24 protein-coding genes are annotated in these 22,424 nt (G+C 71.8%); 12 read left to right on the forward strand and 12 right to left on the reverse strand.

Features of this window, described 5'->3' with window-relative positions; translation table 11 throughout:
* Nucleotides 1–44: 44 nt before the first annotated feature.
* Nucleotides 45–869, reverse strand: coding sequence for a helix-turn-helix domain-containing protein (locus tag OC490_RS40975; RefSeq protein WP_051105973.1), 825 nt, complete (start codon nt 867–869; stop codon nt 45–47).
* 355 nt (nt 870–1,224) lie between these two features.
* Between OC490_RS40975 and OC490_RS40980 the strand changes: the two genes are divergently transcribed.
* On the forward strand, nt 1,225–1,737 hold the full coding sequence (locus OC490_RS40980) for an ATP-binding protein (protein WP_410099242.1): 513 nt from the start codon (nt 1,225–1,227) through the stop codon (nt 1,735–1,737).
* 66 nt (nt 1,738–1,803) lie between these two features.
* Here the strand turns inward: OC490_RS40980 and OC490_RS40985 are convergent, their stop codons facing one another.
* The 5 genes from OC490_RS40985 to rpmG form a co-directional block, all read right to left on the reverse strand.
* Nucleotides 1,804–2,022, reverse strand: coding sequence for a DUF397 domain-containing protein (locus tag OC490_RS40985; RefSeq protein ID WP_051105974.1), 219 nt, complete (start codon nt 2,020–2,022; stop codon nt 1,804–1,806).
* 290 nt (nt 2,023–2,312) lie between these two features.
* Complete coding sequence (rpsR, locus tag OC490_RS40990; RefSeq protein WP_262063129.1) at nt 2,313–2,546, reverse strand: 30S ribosomal protein S18; 234 nt, start codon at nt 2,544–2,546, stop codon at nt 2,313–2,315.
* Between the two features lie 2 nt (nt 2,547–2,548).
* A complete protein-coding gene (locus tag OC490_RS40995) occupies nt 2,549–3,679 on the reverse strand; it encodes a CobW family GTP-binding protein (RefSeq protein ID WP_262063130.1) in 1,131 nt (376 codons plus the stop codon).
* 2 nt (nt 3,680–3,681) lie between these two features.
* Nucleotides 3,682–3,930, reverse strand: a complete 249-nt coding sequence (locus OC490_RS41000; RefSeq protein ID WP_262063131.1) for a type B 50S ribosomal protein L31 — start codon at nt 3,928–3,930, stop codon at nt 3,682–3,684.
* Nucleotides 3,931–3,935: 5 nt separating this feature from the next.
* Nucleotides 3,936–4,100 (reverse strand): 50S ribosomal protein L33, encoded by a 165-nt coding sequence (rpmG, locus tag OC490_RS41005; protein ID WP_030361075.1) that lies wholly within the window; start codon nt 4,098–4,100, stop codon nt 3,936–3,938.
* Between the two features lie 74 nt (nt 4,101–4,174).
* On the opposite strand from rpmG, the gene rpmB reads away from it, so the two are divergent.
* The 4 genes from rpmB to OC490_RS41025 all read left to right on the forward strand — a co-directional run bounded on the left by rpmB (nt 4,175) and on the right by OC490_RS41025 (nt 5,896).
* Nucleotides 4,175–4,411 (forward strand): 50S ribosomal protein L28, encoded by a 237-nt coding sequence (gene rpmB / locus OC490_RS41010; RefSeq protein ID WP_262063132.1) that lies wholly within the window; start codon nt 4,175–4,177, stop codon nt 4,409–4,411.
* On the forward strand, nt 4,411–4,716 hold the full coding sequence (gene rpsN / locus OC490_RS41015) for a 30S ribosomal protein S14 (protein WP_262063133.1): 306 nt from the start codon (nt 4,411–4,413) through the stop codon (nt 4,714–4,716). Before rpmB ends, rpsN begins: the two co-directional genes overlap by 1 nt.
* Before the next feature lie 74 nt (nt 4,717–4,790).
* Nucleotides 4,791–5,315, forward strand: a complete 525-nt coding sequence (locus OC490_RS41020) for a hypothetical protein (RefSeq protein ID WP_262063134.1) — start codon at nt 4,791–4,793, stop codon at nt 5,313–5,315.
* Nucleotides 5,316–5,371: 56 nt separating this feature from the next.
* The gene (locus OC490_RS41025) at nt 5,372–5,896 is read left to right on the forward strand and encodes a DUF4232 domain-containing protein (protein WP_262063135.1); all 525 of its coding nucleotides are present in this window, start codon (nt 5,372–5,374) and stop codon (nt 5,894–5,896) included.
* A gap of 6 nt (nt 5,897–5,902) precedes the next feature.
* Here OC490_RS41025 and OC490_RS41030 read toward each other — a convergent pair whose 3' ends face one another.
* On the reverse strand, nt 5,903–7,015 hold the full coding sequence (locus OC490_RS41030) for a DUF2786 domain-containing protein (RefSeq protein ID WP_262063136.1): 1,113 nt from the start codon (nt 7,013–7,015) through the stop codon (nt 5,903–5,905).
* A 163-nt stretch (nt 7,016–7,178) separates the two neighbouring features.
* Here OC490_RS41030 and OC490_RS41035 point away from each other — a divergent pair, with 163 nt between their 5' ends.
* Genes OC490_RS41035 through OC490_RS41045 form a run of 3 tightly spaced genes read left to right on the forward strand, consistent with a single transcriptional unit; the run spans nt 7,179 to nt 10,808 of the window.
* Nucleotides 7,179–7,904 carry an ABC transporter ATP-binding protein gene (locus tag OC490_RS41035; RefSeq protein ID WP_262063137.1) on the forward strand — a complete coding sequence of 242 codons (726 nt, stop codon included), beginning with the start codon at nt 7,179–7,181 and terminating at the stop codon, nt 7,902–7,904.
* Nucleotides 7,898–10,060 carry an ABC transporter permease gene (locus OC490_RS41040; RefSeq protein WP_262063138.1) on the forward strand — a complete coding sequence of 721 codons (2,163 nt, stop codon included), beginning with the start codon at nt 7,898–7,900 and terminating at the stop codon, nt 10,058–10,060. The genes OC490_RS41035 and OC490_RS41040 overlap by 7 nt, the downstream gene beginning before the upstream one ends.
* Nucleotides 10,061–10,091: 31 nt before the next feature.
* A complete protein-coding gene (locus OC490_RS41045; protein ID WP_262063139.1) occupies nt 10,092–10,808 on the forward strand; it encodes a Clp protease N-terminal domain-containing protein in 717 nt (238 codons plus the stop codon).
* 2 nt (nt 10,809–10,810) lie between these two features.
* On the opposite strand, the gene OC490_RS41050 is transcribed toward OC490_RS41045, so the two are convergent.
* Nucleotides 10,811–11,350 (reverse strand): Uma2 family endonuclease, encoded by a 540-nt coding sequence (locus tag OC490_RS41050; protein WP_262063140.1) that lies wholly within the window; start codon nt 11,348–11,350, stop codon nt 10,811–10,813.
* Nucleotides 11,351–11,593: 243 nt separating this feature from the next.
* Between OC490_RS41050 and OC490_RS41055 the strand changes: the two genes are divergently transcribed.
* On the forward strand, nt 11,594–13,285 hold the full coding sequence (locus tag OC490_RS41055) for a bifunctional 3'-5' exonuclease/DNA polymerase (RefSeq protein ID WP_262063141.1): 1,692 nt from the start codon (nt 11,594–11,596) through the stop codon (nt 13,283–13,285).
* A gap of 19 nt (nt 13,286–13,304) precedes the next feature.
* Here OC490_RS41055 and OC490_RS41060 read toward each other — a convergent pair whose 3' ends face one another.
* The 4 genes from OC490_RS41060 to OC490_RS41075 form a co-directional block, all read right to left on the reverse strand.
* Nucleotides 13,305–16,358: a BTAD domain-containing putative transcriptional regulator gene (locus tag OC490_RS41060; protein WP_262063142.1), complete on the reverse strand. Its 3,054-nt coding sequence runs from the start codon at nt 16,356–16,358 to the stop codon at nt 13,305–13,307.
* A gap of 405 nt (nt 16,359–16,763) precedes the next feature.
* Nucleotides 16,764–17,657, reverse strand: a complete 894-nt coding sequence (locus tag OC490_RS41065) for a glycosyltransferase family 2 protein (protein ID WP_262063143.1) — start codon at nt 17,655–17,657, stop codon at nt 16,764–16,766.
* Between the two features lie 106 nt (nt 17,658–17,763).
* Nucleotides 17,764–18,210: a DUF3052 domain-containing protein gene (locus OC490_RS41070; RefSeq protein ID WP_262063144.1), complete on the reverse strand. Its 447-nt coding sequence runs from the start codon at nt 18,208–18,210 to the stop codon at nt 17,764–17,766.
* Nucleotides 18,211–18,319: 109 nt separating this feature from the next.
* Nucleotides 18,320–18,781 carry a DUF5707 domain-containing protein gene (locus tag OC490_RS41075; RefSeq protein ID WP_262063145.1) on the reverse strand — a complete coding sequence of 154 codons (462 nt, stop codon included), beginning with the start codon at nt 18,779–18,781 and terminating at the stop codon, nt 18,320–18,322.
* A gap of 207 nt (nt 18,782–18,988) precedes the next feature.
* On the opposite strand from OC490_RS41075, the gene OC490_RS41080 reads away from it, so the two are divergent.
* The 3 genes from OC490_RS41080 to OC490_RS41090 are packed head-to-tail and all read left to right on the forward strand — an operon-like array spanning nt 18,989 to nt 22,422.
* A complete protein-coding gene (locus tag OC490_RS41080) occupies nt 18,989–21,349 on the forward strand; it encodes a histidine kinase (protein WP_262063146.1) in 2,361 nt (786 codons plus the stop codon).
* Nucleotides 21,346–22,053, forward strand: a complete 708-nt coding sequence (locus OC490_RS41085; RefSeq protein ID WP_262063147.1) for a response regulator — start codon at nt 21,346–21,348, stop codon at nt 22,051–22,053. The genes OC490_RS41080 and OC490_RS41085 overlap by 4 nt, the downstream gene beginning before the upstream one ends.
* Before the next feature lie 36 nt (nt 22,054–22,089).
* Entirely contained in the window at nt 22,090–22,422 is a 333-nt protein-coding gene (locus OC490_RS41090; RefSeq protein ID WP_262063148.1) for an SCO4225 family membrane protein, read from the forward strand.
* Nucleotides 22,423–22,424 lie beyond the last annotated feature (2 nt).

The raw sequence follows: 22,424 nt of genomic DNA on the forward strand, positions 1-22,424 counted from the left end.
TCATCGATCATCACGGTCTGATCACACGTCATCGTACTTGTGTTTCAAGAGAGTTGAAGGAGTCCCCGAAGAAGATCCCGGCTCTCGTCCGGGCCCGGACTGTCCTGCTGGAGCTCCTTCAGCGCCTTCTCGTACTGGGCCACGTCCTCGGCCTTGTCGAGGTACAGCGCGCTGGTGAGCTGCTCCAGGTAGACCACGTCGGAGAGGTCGGACTCGGGGAAGGAGAGGATCGTGAAGGCGCCGGACTCGCCGGAGTGGCCGCCGAAGCCGAACGGCATGATCTGCAGCCGGACGTTGGGGTGTTCGGAGACGTCGATCAGGTGCTGGAGCTGACCGCGCATCACCTCGCGGTCGCCGTAGGGGCGGCGCAGGGCGGCCTCGTCCAGGACGATGTGGAAGTCCGGGGCGTTCTCGTTCACCAGGTACTTCTGCCGCTCCAGGCGCAGCGCCACCCGCCGCTCCACGTCGGCCTCGCTCGCGCCCTTCATGCCGCGCCGGACGACCGCGCGGGCGTAGGCCTCGGTCTGCAGCAGTCCGTGCACGAACTGCACCTCGTAGGCGCGGATGAGCGAGGCGGCGCCCTCCAGGCCCACATAGGTGGGGAACCAACTGGGCAGAACGTCCGAGTAACTGTGCCACCAGCCCGCTACGTTGGCTTCCTTCGCGAGGGAGAGGAGTGAGATGCGCTCGGCCTCGTCCGTGATGCCGTACAGCGTCAACAGGTCCTCGACATCCCGCGTCTTGAAGCTCACTCGCCCCAGCTCCATGCGACTGATCTTGGATTCGGAGGCACGGATCGAGTACCCCGCGGCCTCGCGAGTGATCCCACGTGCTTCCCGCAGTCGCCTGAGTTGCGAGCCGAGCAGCATCCGCCGCACCACCGATCCGGGCTCTCCCGCGCTCACGTTCGCCAAGCCTCCCCAACCGTCTTCAGGGGCCGCAGTCTGCCACTAAAACACTTCGAGCAGTACTCGTTCGATTACAGAAATGGAAAGAAGAGACTCCTGTTCACAGGAAGTTGTCAGGAAGACGTCAGCAAGATGCAAGGTCAAGGCCCGAGATCGGCGTGAAGTTGGCGGAAAAAATGGCCAACAAGCGGTACGGGAGGGTCCAATTCGGTCAGCTGCACGTGCATCTGCCCTTGCATCTGCCCTACGCATCCGAAACCATGGTCTCGCGCCACCGCTGCATCGCAACGACCGCGAATTCCCGGGAGTGCCTCGCATGGGGACGAATGGATCGACCATGCTCGAGCCGTTACGGCAGGGCCTTCCGCCGCTGGACCCCTCGGCCGTGTCCAGCGCCGCATCGTGTTCTCTGCCCGCCCGCTACGAAGCGGTGCGCGAGGCACGGCAGTTCACCCGTCGCACGCTCGACCAGTGGGACATAGGCGACCGCTTCGACGACGTCTGTCTGGTGGTCTCCGAACTGGTCACCAACGCGCTGCGGCACGCACTGCCGGCCAACACCCCGCGCGCCGTGGAGCAGGGACCGCCGGTGCGGCTGCATCTGATGCGGTGGACCGAGCGGCTGGTGTGCGCGGTGCGCGATCCCAGTCACGACAGTCCCGTCGCACGCGACTCGAAGGACTTCTCGGCGGAGTCGGGCCGCGGCCTGTTCCTCGTCGACTCGTTCAGCGACGGCTGGGGCTGGCACCCGCTGGCGGGCACGCTCAGCGGCAAGGTGGTCTGGGCGCTGTTCCGGCTGCAGCCGGACTGTCTGCGCAACGAATCGTGAGAACCGCGGCGCTTTTTCGCGCCGCGGTTCTACGCGCGTTGTGGGCCCGGTGTCCTGCGGTGACCGCTATCCCGCTATCAAGTGGTCGAACTCGCCGTCCTTGATGCCCAGGAGCATCGCCTCGATCTCGGCGCGCGTGTAGACGAGCGCGGGACCGTCGGGGAAGCGCGAGTTGCGCACCGCGACGTCGCCGCCGGGCAGCCGCGCGAACTCCACGCAGGAACCCTGCGAGTTGCTGTGCCTGCTCTTCTGCCAGGCCACTCCGTCCAGCTGCGTGGCAGCCATGCCGTTGTGCACGTCGTACCCCAAGTACACGCTGTCAACGCGGTGGTCCACAGGTCGCTCCCGGTTGTGCACTGGCTGGTGTGGCCATTGATGCAGTGGTCAACTGTTCCGGATCATAGCCCTGTTCATGTGCAGATGCATGGGCAGATGCACGTGCACGCCGGGTGGTCCTCCGGTTACAGCTTTGACGACTGCTTTACCGATGCCGTTCCAGCGTCTGCCCCGGTCCCCGCAGGACATGTACTAGTGAAGACGCGTACCGGGGCTCTTGTGTTCCGGGAACGGGACGGCTATCGGGTCGCGTAGGGCAACAATGCCATCTCCCTGGCGTTCTTGATCGCGGCGGCCAACTCCCTTTGCTGCTGGGCGTTTACGCCAGTGACGCGGCGGCTGCGGATCTTGCCGCGGTCGGAGACGAACTTCCGCAGCAGGTCGGTGTCCTTGTAGTCGATGTAGGTCACTCCGGCCGCGTCCAGGGGATTGCGGCGGGACTTGGCAGCCTTGCGCTCGGGCTTGCGGGGCACGGTCAGATCTCCAGGAGGGTGTCGAAGGCGGGCGGGAGGCGCTTCCAGGCGGCGCGGCCGGCGGCGTACTCGGTGTCGGTCAACAGGCAGTGGTCCAGGAGCCGTTCGAGGCCGTCGCGGTCGAGGGCGGGGGACGTGAAGACGAGGTGCTGGCAGCGGTCGCCGTGCTCCGGGTGCCAGTCGAGGGCGGCGGCGGCACGGCGCACCGGGGGCACCAACTCCCAGGCGGCGTCGGGCAACGAGGCCAGCCACGGGCCCGCGCCCTCCACGCACAGGGCGCCGCCGGCCGCGTCCCAGTGGAGCAGCGCGTCGGGTTTGTCGGCGAGCCAGAACCGGCCCCGGCTGCGGGCCGCGGCACAGGTCAGGTCCTCCAGCGCCGCGTACAGCCGCTCCGGGTGGAAGGGCCGGCACCGGTGCCAGACGAAGGTGCTCACCCCGTGGGCGTCGGCCTCGACGGGGAGCAGGGCACAGGCGGGATGCTGAGCGGCGGCAGCGGCCTCGACGTCGAAACCGGCGAGGGCGGCGGACGCCAAGTCGCCTCCCCCCAGCGGTATTTGCAGGGCCGTCGGATGCAACTGCCCCAGCAGTTCGCGGTCCTCGTCGTCGGTCTCCTCGGAGTCGAGGATCGCGAGGACGGGGGCGTACTCCAGTTGCCGGGCGAAGGTGTCGGCGACCGTGCGCTGGTCCGTGGCCGCCGCCGCGAGGCCGGCGTCGGCGAGGTCGTCGCCGTTGCCGAGGCAGGGCAGGAGCAGGGCCGGGTCCACGGCGGTGATGACGCCGGTGACCGTGAGGCCGCCGGAGGTGATCACCTCGGCCATCGCCTTGGGTTCGACGGAGTCCCACAACTCGACGACCGCGAGCCGGACTTGACCGGTCGCCGCCAGTCGGCGCAGTTCCGGGACCAGGTCCTCGCGGAGCGCGCAGCAGGCGCAGTCGTCGACGAGGGGAGCCTCGCCGGCGTCGACGATGCCCGTGGCGTCCCTGATCGTGCGGACGACCGTGCCGACGGCGGCCGTGGCGAGGTCGTGGTGGAGCACGACGGCACCGGGGACGTCGTGCAGGAGTTGGGCGACGGTCGCCCGGCGGGCGTCGGAGTGCAGGCCGGCGACGATCACGACGGAGAGATCGGGCACGGTCAGTCCTGCTTCCCGTACCGGCGCTCGAAGCGCTCCACGCGGCCGGCCGTGTCCAGGACGCGGGCGGTGCCGGTGTAGAAGGGGTGGCTGACGTTCGAGATCTCGACGTCGACGACGGGGTAGGTGTTCCCGTCCTCCCATTCGACGGTCTTCGCGCTGGTCATCGTCGAGCGGGTCAGGAAGGCGTGGCGTGCGGCGCGGTCCCGGAAGACGACGGGGCCGTAGGGCGGGTGGATGTTCTCGCGCATCGGGGTCAGCGCTCCTCTCGGAAGTCGACGTGGCGGCCGGCGACCGGGTCGTACTTGCGCAGGGTCAGGCGGTCGGGGTCGTTGCGGCGGTTCTTGCGGGTCACGTAGGTGTAGCCGGTGCCGGCGGTGGACCGGAGCTTGATGACCGGGCGGAGTTCGTTGCGAGCCATGCTGATACCTTACTGAAAATGAATTCCATTAACAGCATCGGCTACGGCCCCGATCGAGGAGAGGTACGTCACCCGTGTCCGCCCACTGCATGCTGACCGGCGCACAGCCCGGCTTCGGCAACCGCATCTCCCACTCCCACCGGCGCACCTCGCGCCGTTTCGACCCCAACATCCAGTCCAAGCGCTACTGGCTGCCCGGCGAGGGCCGTTACGTACGGCTGCGGCTGAGCACCAAGGGGATCAGGACCGTCGACGCGATCGGCGTCGAGGCGGCCGTGGCCCGGATCCGTGCCCGGGGGGTGCGGATCTGATGGCGAAGAAGAGCAAAATCGCGAAGAACGAGCAGCGACAGCGGGTCGTCGCGCGGTACGCGGCGAGGCGGGCCGAGCTGAAGGAGACCATCCGGCGGCCCGGCTCGACCGAGGCCGAACGGGCCGCCGCCCAGCGGGAGTTGCGGGGCCAGCCGCGCGACGCCAGCGCCACCCGGATCCGCAACCGCGACCAGGTGGACGGGCGGCCCCGCGGCTACTTCCGCGCGTTCGGACTGTCCCGGGTGAACCTGCGCGGGCAGGCTCACAGCGGATACCTACCCGGCGTCCGCAAATCCTCCTGGTAGGCCCTGGTAGCTTGCTGCGGTCGTCCGGCCAAGGCCGACCGGACGGCCGTCCGGCTACAGCTTGGGAGCTACCAGTGACTACGGCGATTTCGACGGTGTCGACGGTACGGATCGCGGCGGCTGCCGCCGGTCTGGCGGGCGCACTCGTCCTGACCGCGTGCAGCGGCGGCGATTCCCAGGACGACTCCTCGTCCACGCCGAGCGCGTCCGCGACCTCGACCCCGACCGCCACCGCGACCGCGGACACCGGGGGCGCCACCGGCAGCAGCCCGTCGGCCGCCTCCGACGAACTGCAGGGCAGCTGGCTCGCCACGACCGACGGCAAGGCCGTGGCGCTGGTGGTCACCGGCAAGCAGGCCGCCCTGTTCACCACCGGCGGGAGCATCTGCAGCGGGACCGCCGGCGAGGAGGCGGGGATGCAGATGATCCACCTCAAGTGCACGGACAAGAGCACGACCCGGGCGACCGGAATGGTCGGCTCCGTCAGCAAGTCGGGCCTCGCGGTCACCTGGTCGGGCAGTCTCGGCAAGGAGACCTACACCAAGGCGGAGGGCGGAAAGCTCCCGTCCGGACTGCCCACGGCGGGTCTCGGGTCCTAGGCCCCGTCGTCACGGTCGTGGCGGCGGACCGGCGTCAGGTGCGGGATGATCCCCTCATGCGCACCATTCCCCTCGCCGTCACCGCCGTCGCGTCGGCCCTGCTCCTGACCTCGTGCAGCGGCAGCGGCTCCTCCTCTTCCTCCTCCGACGGCAAGAACGGCTCGGCCTGCTCCTTCGACGGAGTCGCCGTCCAGGTCGGTCCCGCCAGCACCGCCCCGTCCGCCGGCGACACGGGCGAGGTTCCCGTCTCGCTCACCAACCAGAGCAAGCCGTGCACCCTGGACGGCTTCGCCGGCGCCTCGCTGGAGGGCGGCGGCACCAAGGTCGCCCTCACGACCCAACAGGGCGCCAAGGCACAGAAGTTGAAGCTCGCCAAGGGCGACGCGGCATCCTTCACCATCACCTATGTGCGCGGCAGGACGGGCGACAAGCTGAGCCTGGCCGCCACGAAGCTGGTCATCACCCTGCCCGGCAGCAGCGACAGCGCGAGCTACAAGTGGTCGTACGGCCCCGTCCAGGGCAAGGGCTCCGTGAGCGACTCGGACGCCTCGGTCAGCGCCTTCACCCAGGCCGGCGACTGACGCCCGTCAGTCCAGCCGCGGCCGGGCCCCGACCTGGGCCCGGTCCGCCGCCTCGGCGCCCTGCGTCCAGCCCGCCTCGTCGCTGACCCCGCGCAGCCGGGTCGTGGTCGTCTCCGGGAACATCTCGTCGAGCCGGCCCGCGACGGCGACCTCGCGGGTGGCGAGCACCGGCAGCAGATCGTCGCTCACCTGCGTCCGAGCGGCCTCGGCCAGCCGGGTCCCGATGCGGTGGGCGTAGGCCGCGAGGAAGGACTGCCGGAAGGTCTTGGTCCGCCGCCGCCCGCCCGCGCGCTGGGCCGCCTCCGCCTTCGTCATCGCGGTCGTGGCCTGCACCAGCAGCGAGGTGTACAGCAGCTCGACCACCTCCAGATCCCCCTCGAACCCGACGACGGTCGAGAAACCGAAGGCCTCGCTCCACACCGCCCGGCATTGGTTCGCCCCGGCGACCGCGTCCAGCAGCACCGCCTTCGCCTGCTCGTACGGCGCCTCGACCCCGATCCGGCACGCGCCGGGCGCGTCCTTCGCCGGCGCCTGCGCGTCGAGCAGCGCCTCGTCGATACTGTGCCGCGCCATCAGCTCCTGCGCCTTGGCGCTCAGCGCCTCCGCCTCCTCCGGAAACCCGGTCGCCTCCGCCTTCGCGAGCAGCGCGCGGATCCGGGTGAGCATCCGGGACGCGGGCCGCCCGCCACCGTGGCGCCGTGCCGGCTCGTCCAGGGCTTCGAGACTCGGCAGCCGCAGCAGCAGCCGGTACAGCTCCAGCGTGGTGGTGGCGTGCGTGAAGCGGTCGGCGCGGGCGGGTGGCGCGGCGGCCAGGTCGTCCAGCTGCGCGGACCAGCGCGGGCCGCGCGCCCGGTCGTCGGGTGCCTGCGCCCGGATCAGCTCGGACACGAGTCGTACGTGTACGTCGTCCAACTCCCGCCGCACCAGCCGTACGACATCTGCGGGCTGCCAGCCGCGCCGCCAGGCCGCCGCCACGAACTCCCGCCCGCGCCGGTCGAGTTCGGCGTCGGCCGCGGGGTCGGCGGCGAGGATCGAGGCGCCCGTGTCGAGGGCGTCGTGGGTGTCGGTGTAGAGGGCGGCCTCGAAGGCGCGCTCGACGGTGTCGGTCGTGCTGCTCACCCGTCGATCGTGTCATGGGGCGGCGGGGAGGGGTGACTCCGAAAAAGTGTGACGCTTTTCCGCAAAAGTGTCACACTTTTTCGGAGCAGGTAGTGCTGGACCCACCTCCGGGACGCCCACTGGTGGTCGTGTCCGCGCGGGCCGGACGCGGTGCGATGGGGGCATGACACAGACAGTCGTACGGATTCGGGGGCTACGACGGCACTACGGCGACGTGCGCGCCCTCGACGGGGTCGATCTGGACTTCGGCGCCGGGACGTTCACGGCCGTGATGGGGCCGTCGGGGTCGGGGAAGTCGACGCTGCTGCAGTGCGCGGCGGGGCTGGAACGGCCGGACGCCGGGACGGTGACCGTGGCCGGGGTGGAGCTGGCCGACCTGAGCGAACGACGGCGGACGCTGCTCCGGCGCGAGCGGATCGGCTTCGTCTTCCAGTCCTTCAACCTCCTCCCCTCCCTCACCGCCGCGCAGAACGTGGCCTTGCCCCTACGACTGGCCGGGCGCCGCCCCTCACGCGCGGCGGTGCGCGAGGCCCTGGAGCGGGTGGGGCTCGCGGAGCGGGCCGGGCACCGGCCGTCGCAGTTGTCGGGCGGGCAGCAGCAGCGGGTGGCGCTCGCACGGGCGCTGGTCACCCGGCCCGCGGTGCTGTTCGGGGACGAGCCGACGGGAGCGCTGGACACCACCACCAGCCGCCAAGTGCTCACCCTGCTGCGGGAGTTGGTGGACCGCGAGGGCCGGACGACGGTCATGGTCACCCACGATCCGGTGGCCGCGTCGTACGCCGACCGGGTCGTCTTCCTCGTCGACGGCCGGGTGGGCGGGGAGTTGCCCGCGCCGTCCGCGGCCGAGGTGGCGGCGCGCCTGACGGACCTGGAGGGGGTGCCGTGCTGATCCTGTCCTCGCTGCGTACGCGGTGGGCCTCGCTGCTCGGTTCGTTCGTGGCCGTGGCGCTGGGGGTCGCGGTGTCGGCGTCGACGCTCGCGGGACTCGCCTCGGCGGTGGGCGCACCGGCTCCGGCACCGGTGCGCTTCGCGTCCTCGCCCGTGGTGGTGATGGGCCGCGACACGCTCACGGTGGAGGTGCGACGCGGCCCGTCGGTCGCCCGGGTGTCGAAGAAGCTCGCTCATCCACACCCTGTGGACAACCAACTCCTCGCCGACTTGCGGACGTTGGGCCCGGTCCGCATGGACGGCGGCGGCCGGCGGGACGCGGTCGGAATCGACGCACCGGTCGCGGCGGTGCGGGCAGTCGTCGACGGTCGGGCACGCGTGCTGACGGGAGACGACCGCCGGCTCGCCGACCCGGCCACGGCGCGCGACGCCGAACTGCTCGTCTCCGTCGTCGCGCTGCTCGGCACGGCCGCCGGGGTCACCTCCTTCGTGTCCGTGTTCGTCACGGCGTCGACCTTCGCCTTCGTGATCGCCCTGCGCAGAAGGGAGTTGGGGCTGCTGCGGATGGCCGGGGCGACGCCGGGGCAGATACGGCGGACGCTGCTCGGGGAGGCCGGGGCGGTGGGGCTCGTGGCGTCGGCGGCCGGGTGCGCGCTGGGGACCCGGGCCGCACCCCGGTTGGTGCGGGCGCTGGTGGAGGGCGGGGTGGCACCGTCGTGGTTCGCACTGCGGGCGGAGGTGCGCTGGCCGTACGAAGTCGCCTTCGGGGTCGGGGTGTTGGTGGCGCTGACCGGGGCGTGGACGGCCGCGTGGCGGGCGGGACGGGTCGGGCCCGCGGAGGCGTTGCGGGAGGCGGCCGTGGACACGGGGGTGCTGCCGTGGTCGCGGAAGCTGATCGGCGGGCTGCTGCTGGCGGCCGGACTGGCCCTGCTCGCCCGGTCGTTGTGGACGGACCCGGCGGACCTGCTGAAACGGAAGTCGTACACGACCCGGCCGATGCTCCTCATCACGGCGGTGGCGACCCTGACACCGGCCTTGACGGGCCCAGTCGTCAGGCTGCTGGTCCGACTGCCGGGTGCCGCCGGACTACTGATCCGCGAGAACTCGGCGGCATCCGTACGGCGAACCGCCGCCGTTGCGGCGCCGGTTCTGGTGACGGTCGCGCTGGCCGGTTCGCTGCTGGGGTCGGCGTGGACGGTCACGGAGGCGAAGGCGACGGAGGCACGGGAGCGGACACGGGCCCAACTCGTGGTCACGGGCGATGGGTTGAGGGTCCCGGTGGCGCAGGGGGCGACGATCTCCGCGTCCGCCTCGACGGCGGTCTTCGTGCGGGAGGACGGTACGGCGCTCATCCGGTCCGACGCTCGTGCCGTACGGGATGTGCGGGCGTTCACGGAGGTCACGCGGTTGCCGGTGATCGCCGGTGACGCAAGGGAGTTGGACGACCGGTCGATCGTGGTGAACGAGGAGTGGCGGCAGCACACGGTCGGCACGTGGGTGCGGGTGTGGCTCGGGGACGGACGGCCGGCCCGGCTGCGGATCGTGGCGGTACTGGCGCGGGGCACCGGGGACAACGGCGTGTACGTGACGGCGGCGAACGCGGCGGGGGCGGGGGTGGACCGACTGGAGGTACGGGTCGCGGGCGGCGCGGCGGAACGGGCCCGGGTGGCGGGCGAGTTGAAGGCGTCCGGGGGCACGGTGCGCAGCGCGGGGGCGTGGCTGGCGGAGACGTCTCCCCGGGCGGGACTCCGGGACGGCGGAGGCGGGGCCCGGACACGACTCGGGCTGTTCGTCGTCCTGGGCATCTCCCTTGTGTACGCGGGGATTTCACTCGCGACGACCCTGCTGATGGCGACGTCCGCACGGGGCGCCGAACTACGGACACTGCGGCTCACGGGAGCAACTCGCGGACAGGTCCTCGGAGTTGTGACGGGCGAGGCGCTGGTGGCCGTCGGGGTGGGGGCCGGGCTCGGGACGGCGGTGAGCGCACTCGAACTCGGCGGACTGGCCGGGGCGTTGGGAGTGTTGGGGGCGCCTGTGGGGGTGGGGGTGCCTTGGGGGGTGATGGGGGCGTGCGTGGGGGCGTGTGCCGTGATCGGGGTGGTTTCGGCGGGAGTTGGTGGTGCGATCTCGGCGCGGGTGTCAACTCGGGGTTGACGGTCGCACCTTGTCAACCTACGGTTGACACATGACGACCGATCCGAACGTCACCTCATCCGTACGTCTCGACGACCTCATCGCGGCCATCAAGAAGGTCCACCCCGCCCCGCTCGACCAGCTCCAGGACGCGGTCATCGCCGCCGACCACCTGGGCGACGTGGCCGACCACCTGATCGGCCACTTCGTGGACCAGGCCCGGCGCTCGGGCGCCTCCTGGACCGACATCGGCAGGAGCATGGGCGTCACCCGGCAGGCCGCGCAGAAGCGCTTCGTCGCCAAGGAGTCCGCGGACCTCGACCCGAGTCAGGGGTTCAGCCGGTACACCGTACGGGCCCGCAACGTGGTGATGGCCGCCCACAACGAGGCCATCGCCGCCCGCAACCCCGAGGGCCGTCCCGAACACCTCGTCCTCGGTCTGCTCGCCGAACCGGACGCCCTCGCGGGCAAGGCGATCACCGCACAGGGAATCCTCCTGGACGCCGTGCGCCAGGCGGCGACCGCGGCGCTTCCGCCGGCCGCCGAGGAGGTCCCGGACCTCGTCCCCTACGGCCCCGACGCCAAGAAGGTCCTGGAACTCACCTTCCGCGAAGCCCTGCGCCTGGGCCACAACTACATCGGCACCGAACACATCCTGCTCGCCCTGCTGGAGCACGAGAACGGCGAGGGCGTGCTCAACAGCCTGGGCATCGACAAGCCCACGTCCGAACGGCACATCGCCGAGATGCTGCACCCGCTCCAGAGCTGACCTCAGAACTGGCTCGTGTCGAGGTCGAACCCGAGCGGCTCCGGCAGCGCCACGGTCTTGGAGATCTCGATCTCGGCGGCACGCGTGTAGCGGTCCTCGGAGGGCTCGCTGTAGACGATGACCGTGCCGGCCTCGCGGTCGATCAGCAGGTAGCAGGGGATGCCCGCCCGGGCGTAACCGCGGAGCTTGGGCCCGCGGTCGTTGTCGGCGGTGGACTCGGAGGTCACCTCGCCGACGAGCACCACGGGCGCGGGGTCGTGATAGCGCCGGTCGTCGGCGAAACTGCCCTTCGGAGCGATCACCAGGTCCGGGATGACCTTGCCGGTGTCGGACGCTCCCGGAACGTGCAGACCGAGGCCGGTGTAGCGACCGTAGTCCTTTCGATGGTCCCGGACCTGGCCGGTGACCTCGGACACGATCTCTTCATGCTCCCCATTGGCCGGAGGCACCACGTGGATCTTCCCTTCGATCAACTCCACGCGCCAGCCCTCCGGGGCGGCAGCGTCGAACGCATCGAAGGCGGCCTCGACGGACGCGTCCATGCGCCTCTCCTCCGTCGGACTCGGATGAGGGCTCAGTCGGCGTTCCGGGGCGGTCAGTGCCACGGCGGACCTCCTTCGTACGGAGCGACCCTGCCAGCGTAGGCGAGAAGGCCGCCCGCGATCTCGCGATGCGTCACTCGTACGAGTGTGCGCGTGACGTTTCTTCGCTCGGGGACGCTTCGCCCGCGAGCCGGTTCGCGCAGGTCGGGGCCGCTGTCAGACCTGCGTGCCACACTCGCGAACATGACCGATCGCTGGGCGCTCGCCCCGGCCGAGGGTGGTGGTGTCGAGGTCGCCGCCCTCGGTCCCGACGGGCTGCCCGGGCCGGGGGCCGTGCGGTGGGAGCCGGATCTCGTCGAGGCCGTGCGCGGGCGGCCGGAGGTCGGCCGGTGGGTGTGGCGGTCCACCGCCGAGGTGTATCCGGCGCTGCTCGCCGCGGGGGTGCGGGTGGAGCGGTGCTACGACGTGGAGGACGCCGAGACCCTGCTGCTCGGCCACGAGGGACGACACGGCGAGCCGCGGTCGGCCGCCGCCGCACTGGCCCGGCTGCGCGGCGGACCCGTACCGCCGGATCCGCCGCAGCGGGCCGCCGAACCCGGCTCGCAGTCCTCGCTCTTCGAACCGCAGAGCGTCCATCTCCCCCTCGCCGACCTCCTCTCCGTGTACGCCGAGCAGCAGCGGCGGCACGACACCACCGCGCACCCCGACCGGATGCGGCTGCTCACCGCCTCCGAGTCGGCGGGCATGCTGGTCGCCGCCGAGATGAACCGGGCGGGGCTGCCGTGGAGCGCCGACGTGCACCGGGAGCTGCTGCACGAGCTGCTGGGCGAGCGGTACGCGGGAGGAGGCGAGCCACGGCGGCTCGCCGAGCTGGCCGACGAGGTGTCGGCCGCCTTCGGAAGGCGGGTGCGGCCGGACCTGCCCGCGGATGTCATCAAGGCCTTCGCGCAGGCCGGCATCAAGGTCAGATCGACCCGGCGCTGGGAGATCCAGTCCCTCGACCACCCGGCGGTGAAACCGCTGCTGGAGTACAAGAAGCTGTACCGGATCTGGGTGGCCCACGGCTGGTCCTGGCTGCAGGACTGGGTGCGGGACGGGCGGTTCCGGCCCGAGTTCCTGGCCGGCGGAACCGTCACCGGGCGCTGGGTCACCAACGGCGGGGGCGGGCTGCAGATCCCCAAGGTCATCCGGCGTGCGGTGGTCGCCGACCCGGGCTGGCGGCTCGTCGTCGCCGACGCCGACCAGATGGAGCCCCGGGTGCTCGCCGCGATCTCCCGCGACCCCGGGCTGATGGAGGTGGCCGGCCGCCCCACCGACCTCTACCAGTCCGTGTCCGACCGCGCCTTCTCCGGCGACCGCGACCAGGCCAAGATCGCGGTGCTCGGCGCGGTCTACGGCCAGACCTCCGGCGACGGCCTCAAGAACCTCGCCGCGCTACGACGCCGGTTCCCCAAGGCGGTGGCGTACGTCGACGAGGCCGCGCGGGCCGGTGAGGAGGGGCGGCTCGTGCGGACCTGGCTGGGGCGGACCTGCCCGCCGGTGGCCGGCGGCGAGGACGCCACGGAGGAGGCGGGCATCCCCCAGGACGAACCCGCCACCACCCCGGCCGACCAGGGCTGGGTGCCGGGCTACGCCTCCACCAACTCCCGCGCCCGGGGCCGCTTCGCCCGCAACTTCGTCGTCCAGGGCAGCGCCGCCGACTGGGCCCTCATCATGCTCGCCGCGCTCCGGCGGTCCTGCGCGGAACTGGCGGCCGAGCTGGTGTTCTTCCAGCACGACGAGGTGATCGTGCACTGCCCGAAGGAGGAGGCGGAGACCGTGGCCGCCGCGATACGGGAGGCGGCCGACCTGGCCGGACGCCTGACGTTCGGCGAGACACCGGTCCGCTTCCCGTTCACCGTCGCGGTCGTCGAGTGCTACGCCGACGCCAAATGAAGAACGAGCGCTACGACGGTCAACGCGCGTCACCCTGCGCCAACAGCTTGCCCAGCTCCTCCACGACGGCCTTCTCGTCCGTCCCGTCGAGCGCGGCAAGGGCGGTCCGCCACTCCTCGTACGCCTCCTCCGCGCGGCCCTGTTCCCGTAGCAGCAGGCCGAGTTGGTGCCGAGCGAGACCGCCCATGTAACGGTCGGCGCGGGCGTCGGCGCGGCGCAGCAGTTCCGCGCACTCGGCGCCGGCGGCGTCCGTCCGGCCGAGCAGCCGCAGCGCCCGGACCAGTCCGAGCCGGGTCTGCGACTCGCCGTGCCAGTCGCCGAGGTCGCCGAGGATGCGCAGGCTCTCCTCGAAGTGCGGTACGGCGGCGGCCGGTTCGCCGAGGGCGAGGTGGGCGTAACCGATGTTGCAGTGCGCGGAGTGCTGCACGATCACCGCGCCGATCTCGACGCCGATGGCCAGCGAACGCCGGTGCTGCTCGATGGCGGCGCGCGGGTCGGTGTGCTCGTACAGGTTGCCGAGATGGCTGTAGGTCACGGCCTCGCCGTGCGGGTCGTCCAACTGCCGTGAGTACGCGAGGCTCTGGCGCAGCGCGACCCCGGACTCGGCGTGCCTGCCCAGGCCTTCGAGGAGGAGACCCCGGTTGTTGAGACACCGGCGGATCCAGGAGGTCGCGTCGAGCCGCCACCAGATCGCCAGCGCCTGGTCGTTGAGACCGAGGGCCTCGCTCTGCCGGCCGGTCAGAAAGTGCAGCCCGGCGAGATCGCCCAGCGCGTACGCCTCCGCCGCCGCGTCCCCGAGCCGCCGCGCCGCGCCCAGACCGACCCGGCCGAGCACCTCCATCTCGGCGACCCGCCCACCGCGCAGCACATACGGGAAGAGCAGCCGGACGAGGGTCGAGACGTGGGCGGTTCTGCGGTGGTCGGGGCTGTCGCCGTACCGGCTGACGAGCGTCACCACGTTCTCCAGCTCCAAGTCGCCCCAGGCGAAGCCCTCCTGGGAGTCCCGGAAGGGAGCGACGGCTGCCACCTCCGCCGCATGTCCGGGGAGCTGGGCGGAGGTCGGCCGACGCCGGTCGTCCTGGTCGAGGCCCGGTTCGACGATCGCGGTGAGCGTGCGCTCGGCAACGGCGGCGTACCAGGCGAGCGCTACGTCGACGAGGTCGCCCTTCCCGTCGCCCTTCCCTTCCATGTCCCCCTCCCGCTGCGCCAGTTCGCGGGCGAAGTCTCGGACCAGGTCGTGGGGGGCGTAGCGGCCGTATGCCGTCTCCTCCAGGAGGGCTACGTCGACCAGGCGGTCGAGGGCGGCCTCGGCGCGGCGTTCGTCGGTGGCGGTGAGGCGGGCGAGCAGGGGGGCGCCGTACGCCGGGAGGTCGAGGGCGCCGATGTGGTGCAGGGCGAGGGCCGCGTCCCGGTCGGTCTCGCGGTCGGAGGCGGCGAGCGCGTCGTGGGCCACCGCCAGGGAACGGCGGACGCTGAGGTCGTCGTACTCCAGGTGATGCAACCGGCCCTCGGTCGCTGCCAGTTGACCGGCCAGGACACCCGGGGTGAGCGCCCTGCGCGCGGCGAGGCGGGCGGCGACGACACGCAGCGCGAGCGGAAGGCGGCCGGTGAGTTCGACCAGCGGGTGGGCCGCGTCGAGACCCTCCCGGCCCGACACCGCGCGCAGCAGTGCCGCGCTGTCCTCCCCGGACAGCGGCGCGAGCGGGAAGCGGCGGGCGCCGTCCAGGGCGGTCAGCGGCGAACGGCTGGTGACGAGGACCGCGCAGCCGGTGCCGCCCGGCAGCAACGGCCGTACCTGGGCGGCGTTCCCGGCGTCGTCCAGCACCATGAGCGTGCGGGTGGGGGCCAACAGGGAGCGCAGCAACGCGGCTGCCGCGTCCGGGTGTTCGGGGATGTGCCGGGGTTCGGCGCCGAGGTCGCGGAGCAGCGCGTGGAGGGCCTGGCCGGAGGTGAGGGGGGCCATGCCCGGGGTGGCGCCGTGCAGGTTCACGTACAACTGCCCGTCGGGAAAGCGTTCCCGCAGCTCATGGGCGGTGTGCAGGGCGAGGGCGCTCTTGCCCACGCCGGCCATGCCGCTGATGACGACCAGCGGGTGCGAGCCGGGCTCCGCGGAAGGCCGCGCGAGGATGTCGCGCAGGGCGTCGAGGGTGTCGCCGCGACCGGTGAAGTGGGCGGGCGGGGGCGGGAGTTGGGCGGGGTGGGGCGACGGGGGCGAGTGGGCGGCGGGCGCACCGGCCGCGGCGGGTACGTCCACCGGCTCGTCCGCGCCGGCACCTCCACCGGCCTCGACGGGACCGGGGTCCCCGTCCCGAATCTCGACCACCCCCCGCAACACCTCCACATGCGCCTCCCGCACCCCCGCCCCCGGCTCGATGCCGAGTTCCTCGATCAGGCGGTTGCGCAGGTCGCGGTGGACGGCCAGGGCCTCGGGCTGGCGGCCGGTGCGGTGGAGGGCGAGCATCAGCTGGCGGTGATAGCCCTCCCGGAGGGGATGGTCGGCGACCAGCGCGGCCAACTCCGGTACCAGCGCGCCGAGTCGTACCCCGCCGAGGGCGAGCTCCGCGTCGTAGCGCCATTCGAGGGCGAGGAGGCGGGCCTCGGTGAGGCGTTGGGCGAAGGCGTAGCCGCCGAGTTCGGGGGGCAGGCCGCTGAGCGGGGTGCCGCGCCACAGCGCGAGGGCCGCCGTGCACGCGCGGACGGTCCGGGGCCAGTCCCGGTCGGCATGTGCGGTGCGGGCCTCGGCGACCTGGGCCTCGAAGACGTGGACGTCCAACTCACCCGCGTCGACGTGGAGTTGGTAGCCCGGCGGGACGGCGCGCAGCCGGTCCGGGTCGTCGAGGAGGCGGCGCAGCCGGGTCACGTGGTTGTGCAGGGAGGCATGCGCGGAGGCCGGCGGTGAGCCGCCCCACAGGGCGTCCTTGAGGGCGTCGACGGAGACGACCCGGCCGGGTTCCAGGAGCAGCGCGGCGAGCAGGACCCGCACCTTGGTGCCGCCGATGGGCTGCACCAGCTCGCCGTCACGGCCGTAGAGGACAGTCGTGCCCAGCAGTCCGAACCGCAGCTCGCACCGCATCACGCCGACCCGTCGCCCTTCCGCGCGGCCCCGGCGGCCGTGCTCCGCGGCGGAGTCCTCCGCCGTCCCTGGCGGATTTCCGCCCTGTGTCCGGCGGTTTCCCGCCAGCCTGTCCCGGTCGCAGAGGGCCGGGATCCGCTACCGTACCCGCCCTCTCCCGCTGCCGCGCGGCGACTTCAGGCCAACCGTCCCCGGGGCCTCGGGCGCACCGTTGGCCACATGTTAGCGATTCGTTGGCGCGACCTGATGTGATCACTTCATCGGATCTGGCCCGACGGCGCGCGCGTACGACGCGCAACTCGGGGGAGTGTCGCCGTCGTGGCCGGGTCCGGGGACGCGAGAGGGCCCCGGTCGGCGGAGGTGAACGACCGGGGCCCTCGTCCCTTATGTCTACGGTTCGACGGATCAGATGACGGGCGGGCGGCCCAGCCGTGTCAGCCGCCACACCGTCCGCCAGCGCATGGCCCGCCGCTCCCCCGCCGGCTCGCGCACCCCCTCCACGAACCCGCCGAACCACGCCCGCAGTCCGCCGAGCGACCGCGTCCGTATGAGGGTCAGCAGCGTCCACACACCCAGGTGCACCGGGATCAGCGCGATCGGCAGCCGGCGCCGGACCAGCCAGACCCGGTTGCGGGCGGTCACCCGGTAGTAGATGGCGTGCCGGGCGGGCGAGGTCTTGGGGTGCTGGAGGAGCAGCTCGGGGGCGTAGCGGATGCGCCAGCCGGCGTCGGCGGCCCGCCAGGCGAGGTCGGTCTCCTCGTGCGCGAAGAAGAACTCGGCCGGCCAGTCCCCCGTCTCGGCGAGCATCGCCATGCTCAGCGCGTGCCCGCCGCCGAGGAACCCGGTGACGTATCCGCCCTGCATCGGGTCCCCCGCGCCGACCCGCGGCACATGGCGGCGCTGGGTCTCGCCGTGCTCGTCGGCGATCCGGAACCCGACGATGCCGAGGCGGGGTTCGGCCGCGTACAGGTCCCGCACCCGGCGCAGCACATCGGCGTCGACGAGGAGTCCGTCGTCGTCGAGTTCCACTACGACGTCCACGTCCCCGAACTCGCGCAGCCGGGCCAGGCCCACGTTGCGTCCGCCGGGACAGCCGAGGTTCTCGTCGACGTCGATGGTGGTGACCTCGCCGGGCAGGGAGAGCCGGTCGGCGAACTCGGGGAGCCGGCAGCCGTTTCCGACGATCACGATGCGGGTGGGCGGGAGGTCCTGCTTGGCCACGGACTCAAGGAGCGCATCCACCTCGGCGGGCCGGTTTCCCATGGTCACCACGGCGACGGCGATCCTCGGCTGCACCACGTCCCTCACTCCATCCGGCCATCAGGCGATGTCCGCACGCTGACCGCGCAACACTCGCCGTTCACCAAGATGTTGCCTCATGTCGGCAGGTGGCTACGACTCAAGTTCATTTTGCGGGACCTTTGTTGTGGCTTTGCCGGTTTTCCCTCCGCCGCACGAACTTCAGCCCCGACCAGTCATCGCCCAGCGCCGCGACCTTCACATCCACCACCCCCAGGGGGAGGAAGAGGTCGCGGAGACCGTTCTCGGTGATGTCACTGACGTGGCCCGCGGCCTTGCGGGGCCAGGCGATCCACAGCATGGCGGTGTCGTCGAGACCGAGGACGAGTTCCATCCCCTCCGCGTCCAGTTCCTTCCACTCCCGGTAGAAGGCGACGGTGACATCCGCGCCACGCGTCCCGCCGTCGGCGACCTCGCAGTCGTCGGGCAGCCCGGGAATGTCCCAGCCGTCGGGCGCGTGCCGCAGCCGGACCGAGTGCCCCGGCTTGACGCCGATCTTCTTGGCGAGGGGCGTGGCGGAGTAACCTCCGGCCGACGCGGGGGAGTTGCTCATGCCCTGATCTCCATTCACACCGTGACTCCGGCTGTTTCCACCACGACCTGCTACGACAACGGCGCCCCGCCTCGGTCGAGGCGGGGCGCCGTACCTGTATACGTGAGTGTCAGCCCGCGACCTCGAACGTGGCGGCCTTGGACACGAACGTCGTGCCGCCGTCCTTGGCCGTCGCCAGCGTCGAGACGTTCCAGGTGCCCTTGGGCGCCTCGGCCTCCTCCTTCTTGGTGACCTTGAACGTGTAGGTGCAGCGCGAGGTGTCGCCCGAGGTCTTCTTGCACGTGGCGGAGTCGACGTGGCGCAGGTCCGCCTTGGTCGGCTCCAGCTTCGAACTCGCGGGCCACGCAATGACCTTGAGGCCGCGGATGCCCGAGTCGTCGGTGACGTCCACGGTGTAGGTGAACGAGCCGGCGGTGCTGCCGGTCGGGGCGGCATAGCGGGCGGAGCCGTTCGTGAGGGTCGGCTCGGTGGGCGTGGAGGCGGCCGACGCGGCGAGACCGCCGGCGACGACTCCGCCGACCGCCGCGACACCGACGAGCGAGGAGACGAGAGCGCGCTTGGACATGGACATGGGAGATCCCCCTGAGTGGTGTGGATGGTGTGGGAGGCGGTGGTCGACCGCTTCCCTCGATGTGATCGAGCCTAGGAGCGGGGCGGGGCGCGGTCCTCCGGCTGGAGGACGGTTGCCGCCTTGAACCAGAGATAGAGAGTCCCGGGGCCGTAATCCCCCTTCAGCCTGAGCCGGGCCCCTCACCTGCGCCCATAGCCTTTGAGTGTCATGAAACGAACCGACGACCGGCTGCTCCCGGTCCTGCTGATCTGCGCCCAGGCCCTGGTGTGGCCGGGGACTCCGCTGCTGCGCGGCACCGTGCCGACCGCGGCCGACCTGCTCGTGGCCGCCCTGGTCGCCGGACCGGTGACGGCCGCGCTCGCGCTGCGCCGCAGCCGTCCGGTGACCACTCTCGTCGTGGTCGCGGCGGCCTGCGCGGTGGGCGCGGGACCCCTGCCCACCGGCGCGATGGCGGTCTTCGGCACCGCGGGCGTCGCACTCGCCCTGTTCTCGGTGGCGGCCGAGCGCGACACCTTCACCACGGTCCTGTGCGTGGTCACGCTCGCCCTCTGGCAGCTGCTGCAGAACATCAGCCTGAACGGCCTCAGCGACAACAACGGCCTCGACCTCGTCCTGACCGCCCTCCTCTACGCCACCGCGTGCGGCGCGGGCATGTTCGTACGGCGCACCCGTCGCGCCCGCCGAGCGGCCGAACTCCTCCTGAACCGCGCCGAGACCGAGCGCCACCGGCTCCCGGCGGCCGAACGCCGCCGTATGGAACGGGAGTTGCACGACGTCAGCGCCCACCACCTCACCGCCGTGGTCGTCACGGCCGGCGCCGCGCTCGGCCTGCGCGAACGCCGCCCCGAACTCGCCGCCGAGGCACTGGAGTTCGCGACCGAGACCGGCCGCGAGGTCACCCGCGCACTCGGCGCGGTACGCGCCCCGGCCCCCTCCCGCGAGGAACTCCCCTCCCCCGAGGAGCGGTTGAGGGCCCTGATCGCCGGCTTCCGCCGCCTCGACCAACCGGTGGACGCCGAGATCGACCCCCTTCCGGACGGCGCCGTCGCGGACGCGGCCTACGGCATCGTGCGCGAGGCCCTGACCAACGTGGCCCGGCACGCGCCGGGCGCACGGACCACGGTGCTCTGCCGCTACGGCGACACCCGCACCGACGTCGTGATCACCAGCGCGGCACCGCCGTCCGGCACCCCGGCCCACGGCGCGGGCCTCGGCGGCGGTCGCGGCCAGGGCTTCCTGCGCTCCCGCGCCCGGGAGGCGGGCGGCACCCTGACCACCGGCCCCACGACGGAGGGCGGCTGGGAGGTACGGGCGACCCTGCCCGGCCGCACGGCGGGCCCGGTGGAACAATCCGTCCCACCGAGCTACCGCGTGGCCCAGGTCGTCGCCGCGTTCGGCCTGTGCGTACAGCCCCTGCTGCCGATCCTGATCATCCGGACGGAGTCGGCGCCGACCGGTAATCATGTCTCGGCGGGCGTGTTGTTCGCCCTGCTGGCGGCTGCGCAGGCGGTGTCCTTGCTGTGGCTGAGGAGGGCGCGAGTCTTCGCACAGGGTGCCTTGTTGGGCCTGGCGCTGTTGTGGCCGGTGGCGATGGAGGTGGGTAACTACACGGGCCCGGTGTGGCTGCCACCAACGCTGAGTGCCGTGGCAACATGCGCGTCACTGGTGGCCTTCAAGGGGCGCGGGGCTGTATCGATCAGCGGCTCCGCCGCGGGGCGCGACCAGCCCCCACCGGCCCGCGCCTACCGACTACCTCAAGTCCCCGTCTTTCTCTTTCCAATTGCAGCAACAGCCGTACACGCAACAGCGTTGACGATCGCCGTACTGCACCGCGGCACAACCATCCCCGGTTGGGCGCTGATATTGACCACAACTGCCTGTACCGCCTTTGTAGTTGGCGCGGCCTACTACGTCGGATCCCTGCTCGGCAGACGTAACAAGGCAGCCCAGGACACACAAACCCAACGCCTGGCCACCTGGACCGAGGAAGCCGTACGAGACGCCTGGGCGGAACGCCGCCGTATCGCCGCCGGCCTGGAATCCACGGTGCTGGCCCGCACCGCCGACATGATCGCCGAAGCACAGGCGGGCCGGCTGGACGCGACAGCGACCCGCGCCCGCGAGGCACTCAGCGCGATGCGCGCCCTCCTGGACGCGGTCCGCGACGGCGACACGGCAGCCGAACTGACCCCGCAGCCCACCCTCCAGGCCCTCGACCTGCTCGCCCACCAGTGCCGGGCCACCGGCCGTGACGTGGAGATACGGCTCACCGACCGGGTACCGGAACGCCTGCCCACCGAGGTCGACCTCACCGCGTACCACGTCGCCGAGACACTCCTCGCGACCGGCGACGACGAACCCGCCGTCCTCGAACTCGACGCGGTCGACGGTACGTTGACGATCACGGCCACCGGTGTGCCCCGCGCCACCGACCCCGCCGTACGGGACCGGTTGACGGCGCGGATCGCGCCGCTCGGCGGGACCCTGACGACCGGCCGGCCGCCGGGCACGGTCCACCTCCGGCTGCCGTTCACCGCGGTGCCGGACGACGAGGAGAGACAACGATGAGCCTCAGGGTGCTGGTCGTCGACGACCAGGGCATCGTCCGGGCGGGCTTCGCCGCCGTGATCGACGCCGAGGAGGACATGACGGTCGTAGGAGAGGCCGCGGACGGCGCGACCGCGGTGGTGCTCGCCGCCGAACTGGCCCCCGACGTGGTCGTGATGGACGTACGGATGCCGGAACTCGACGGTATCGCAGCGACCCGGATCATCACCGGAAAGGAGAACGCGCCCCGAGTCCTGGTGCTCACCACCTTCGACCTGGACGCGTACGTCTTCGACGCCCTGCGCGCGGGGGCCTCCGGCTTCCTCCTCAAGGACGTGCACGCCTCCGAACTCCTGGACGGCATCCGGGTGGTGGCGAGCGGCGAGAGCGTGTTGGCTCCGTCGGCGACCCGCCGCCTGATCGGCCACTACGCGTCAGGAGCGGGGGCCGGATTCCACTCCAACTCCGGTTCTGATTCCCCTGGTTCCGGTTCGCGCGAACTCGACAGCCTCACCGACAGCCAGCGCAACGTCCTCGGCCTGCTCGCCTCCGGCCTCAACAACGCGGAGATCGCCGGGGAGTTGGGGATCACCGTCGGCACCGTCAAGTCCCATGTGAACGCCCTGCTCCGCAAACTCGGCCTGCGCGACCGCGTCCAGGCCACGATCCTCGCCTACGACCTCGGCATCACCCGCCCGAACCCGCCGGGCGCGGACCACCTCTGACGTTCTCGTCCCCTCCTCGACTCAGGAGCCGATTCCATGACCGGTACCGATGCTCACGCTGCCCGTTCACCTCTGCACCGGGTGGGCCGGAACCTCCGCAACCCCTTCGCCCTCGCCTACCTCGCGCTCTGCGCGGTGCTGCTCGTCTGGGCGATCGTCGTCAACATCCCCGACGACTCGGACGCGGCCCTGGCCGGCGTCGTCCCTCTCATGGCCACCGCCCCGGCCAGCCTCGTCCTTCTCGCACTGCCGGGCGGCGCCTGGGTGTTGATCGTCGCGGTCGTCCTCGGGGCGCTGGTCAACGCGTCGGTCATCGGCTGGTGCGCCCGGGCGCTGACCCGCGGCAACCGCCCGGACGCGACGCGCTGACC

It is taken from the genome of Streptomyces sp. STR69 (assembly GCF_024519455.1).
In the GTDB taxonomy this organism is placed as follows: Bacteria; Actinomycetota; Actinomycetes; order Streptomycetales; family Streptomycetaceae; genus Streptomyces.

Excerpts from the sequence above, each read along its gene's own strand:
- OC490_RS40975 (WP_051105973.1), bottom strand. The coding sequence starts at position 869 with ATGCTGCTCGGCTCGCAACTCAGGCGACTGCGGGAAGCACGTGGGATC.
- OC490_RS40980 (WP_410099242.1), top strand. The coding sequence starts at position 1,225 with ATGGGGACGAATGGATCGACCATGCTCGAGCCGTTACGGCAGGGCCTT.
- OC490_RS40985 (WP_051105974.1), bottom strand. The coding sequence starts at position 2,022 with ATGGCTGCCACGCAGCTGGACGGAGTGGCCTGGCAGAAGAGCAGGCAC.
- OC490_RS41000 (WP_262063131.1), bottom strand. The coding sequence starts at position 3,930 with ATGCGCGAGAACATCCACCCGCCCTACGGCCCCGTCGTCTTCCGGGAC.
- rpmG (WP_030361075.1), bottom strand. The coding sequence starts at position 4,100 with ATGGCTCGCAACGAACTCCGCCCGGTCATCAAGCTCCGGTCCACCGCC.
- rpsN (WP_262063133.1), top strand. The coding sequence starts at position 4,411 with ATGGCGAAGAAGAGCAAAATCGCGAAGAACGAGCAGCGACAGCGGGTC.
- OC490_RS41025 (WP_262063135.1), top strand. The coding sequence starts at position 5,372 with ATGCGCACCATTCCCCTCGCCGTCACCGCCGTCGCGTCGGCCCTGCTC.
- OC490_RS41035 (WP_262063137.1), top strand. The coding sequence starts at position 7,179 with ATGACACAGACAGTCGTACGGATTCGGGGGCTACGACGGCACTACGGC.
- OC490_RS41045 (WP_262063139.1), top strand. The coding sequence starts at position 10,092 with ATGACGACCGATCCGAACGTCACCTCATCCGTACGTCTCGACGACCTC.
- OC490_RS41050 (WP_262063140.1), bottom strand. The coding sequence starts at position 11,350 with ATGGACGCGTCCGTCGAGGCCGCCTTCGATGCGTTCGACGCTGCCGCC.
- OC490_RS41055 (WP_262063141.1), top strand. The coding sequence starts at position 11,594 with ATGACCGATCGCTGGGCGCTCGCCCCGGCCGAGGGTGGTGGTGTCGAG.
- OC490_RS41060 (WP_262063142.1), bottom strand. The coding sequence starts at position 16,358 with ATGCGGTGCGAGCTGCGGTTCGGACTGCTGGGCACGACTGTCCTCTAC.
- OC490_RS41070 (WP_262063144.1), bottom strand. The coding sequence starts at position 18,210 with ATGAGCAACTCCCCCGCGTCGGCCGGAGGTTACTCCGCCACGCCCCTC.
- OC490_RS41075 (WP_262063145.1), bottom strand. The coding sequence starts at position 18,781 with ATGTCCATGTCCAAGCGCGCTCTCGTCTCCTCGCTCGTCGGTGTCGCG.
- OC490_RS41080 (WP_262063146.1), top strand. The coding sequence starts at position 18,989 with ATGAAACGAACCGACGACCGGCTGCTCCCGGTCCTGCTGATCTGCGCC.
- OC490_RS41085 (WP_262063147.1), top strand. The coding sequence starts at position 21,346 with ATGAGCCTCAGGGTGCTGGTCGTCGACGACCAGGGCATCGTCCGGGCG.
- OC490_RS41090 (WP_262063148.1), top strand. The coding sequence starts at position 22,090 with ATGACCGGTACCGATGCTCACGCTGCCCGTTCACCTCTGCACCGGGTG.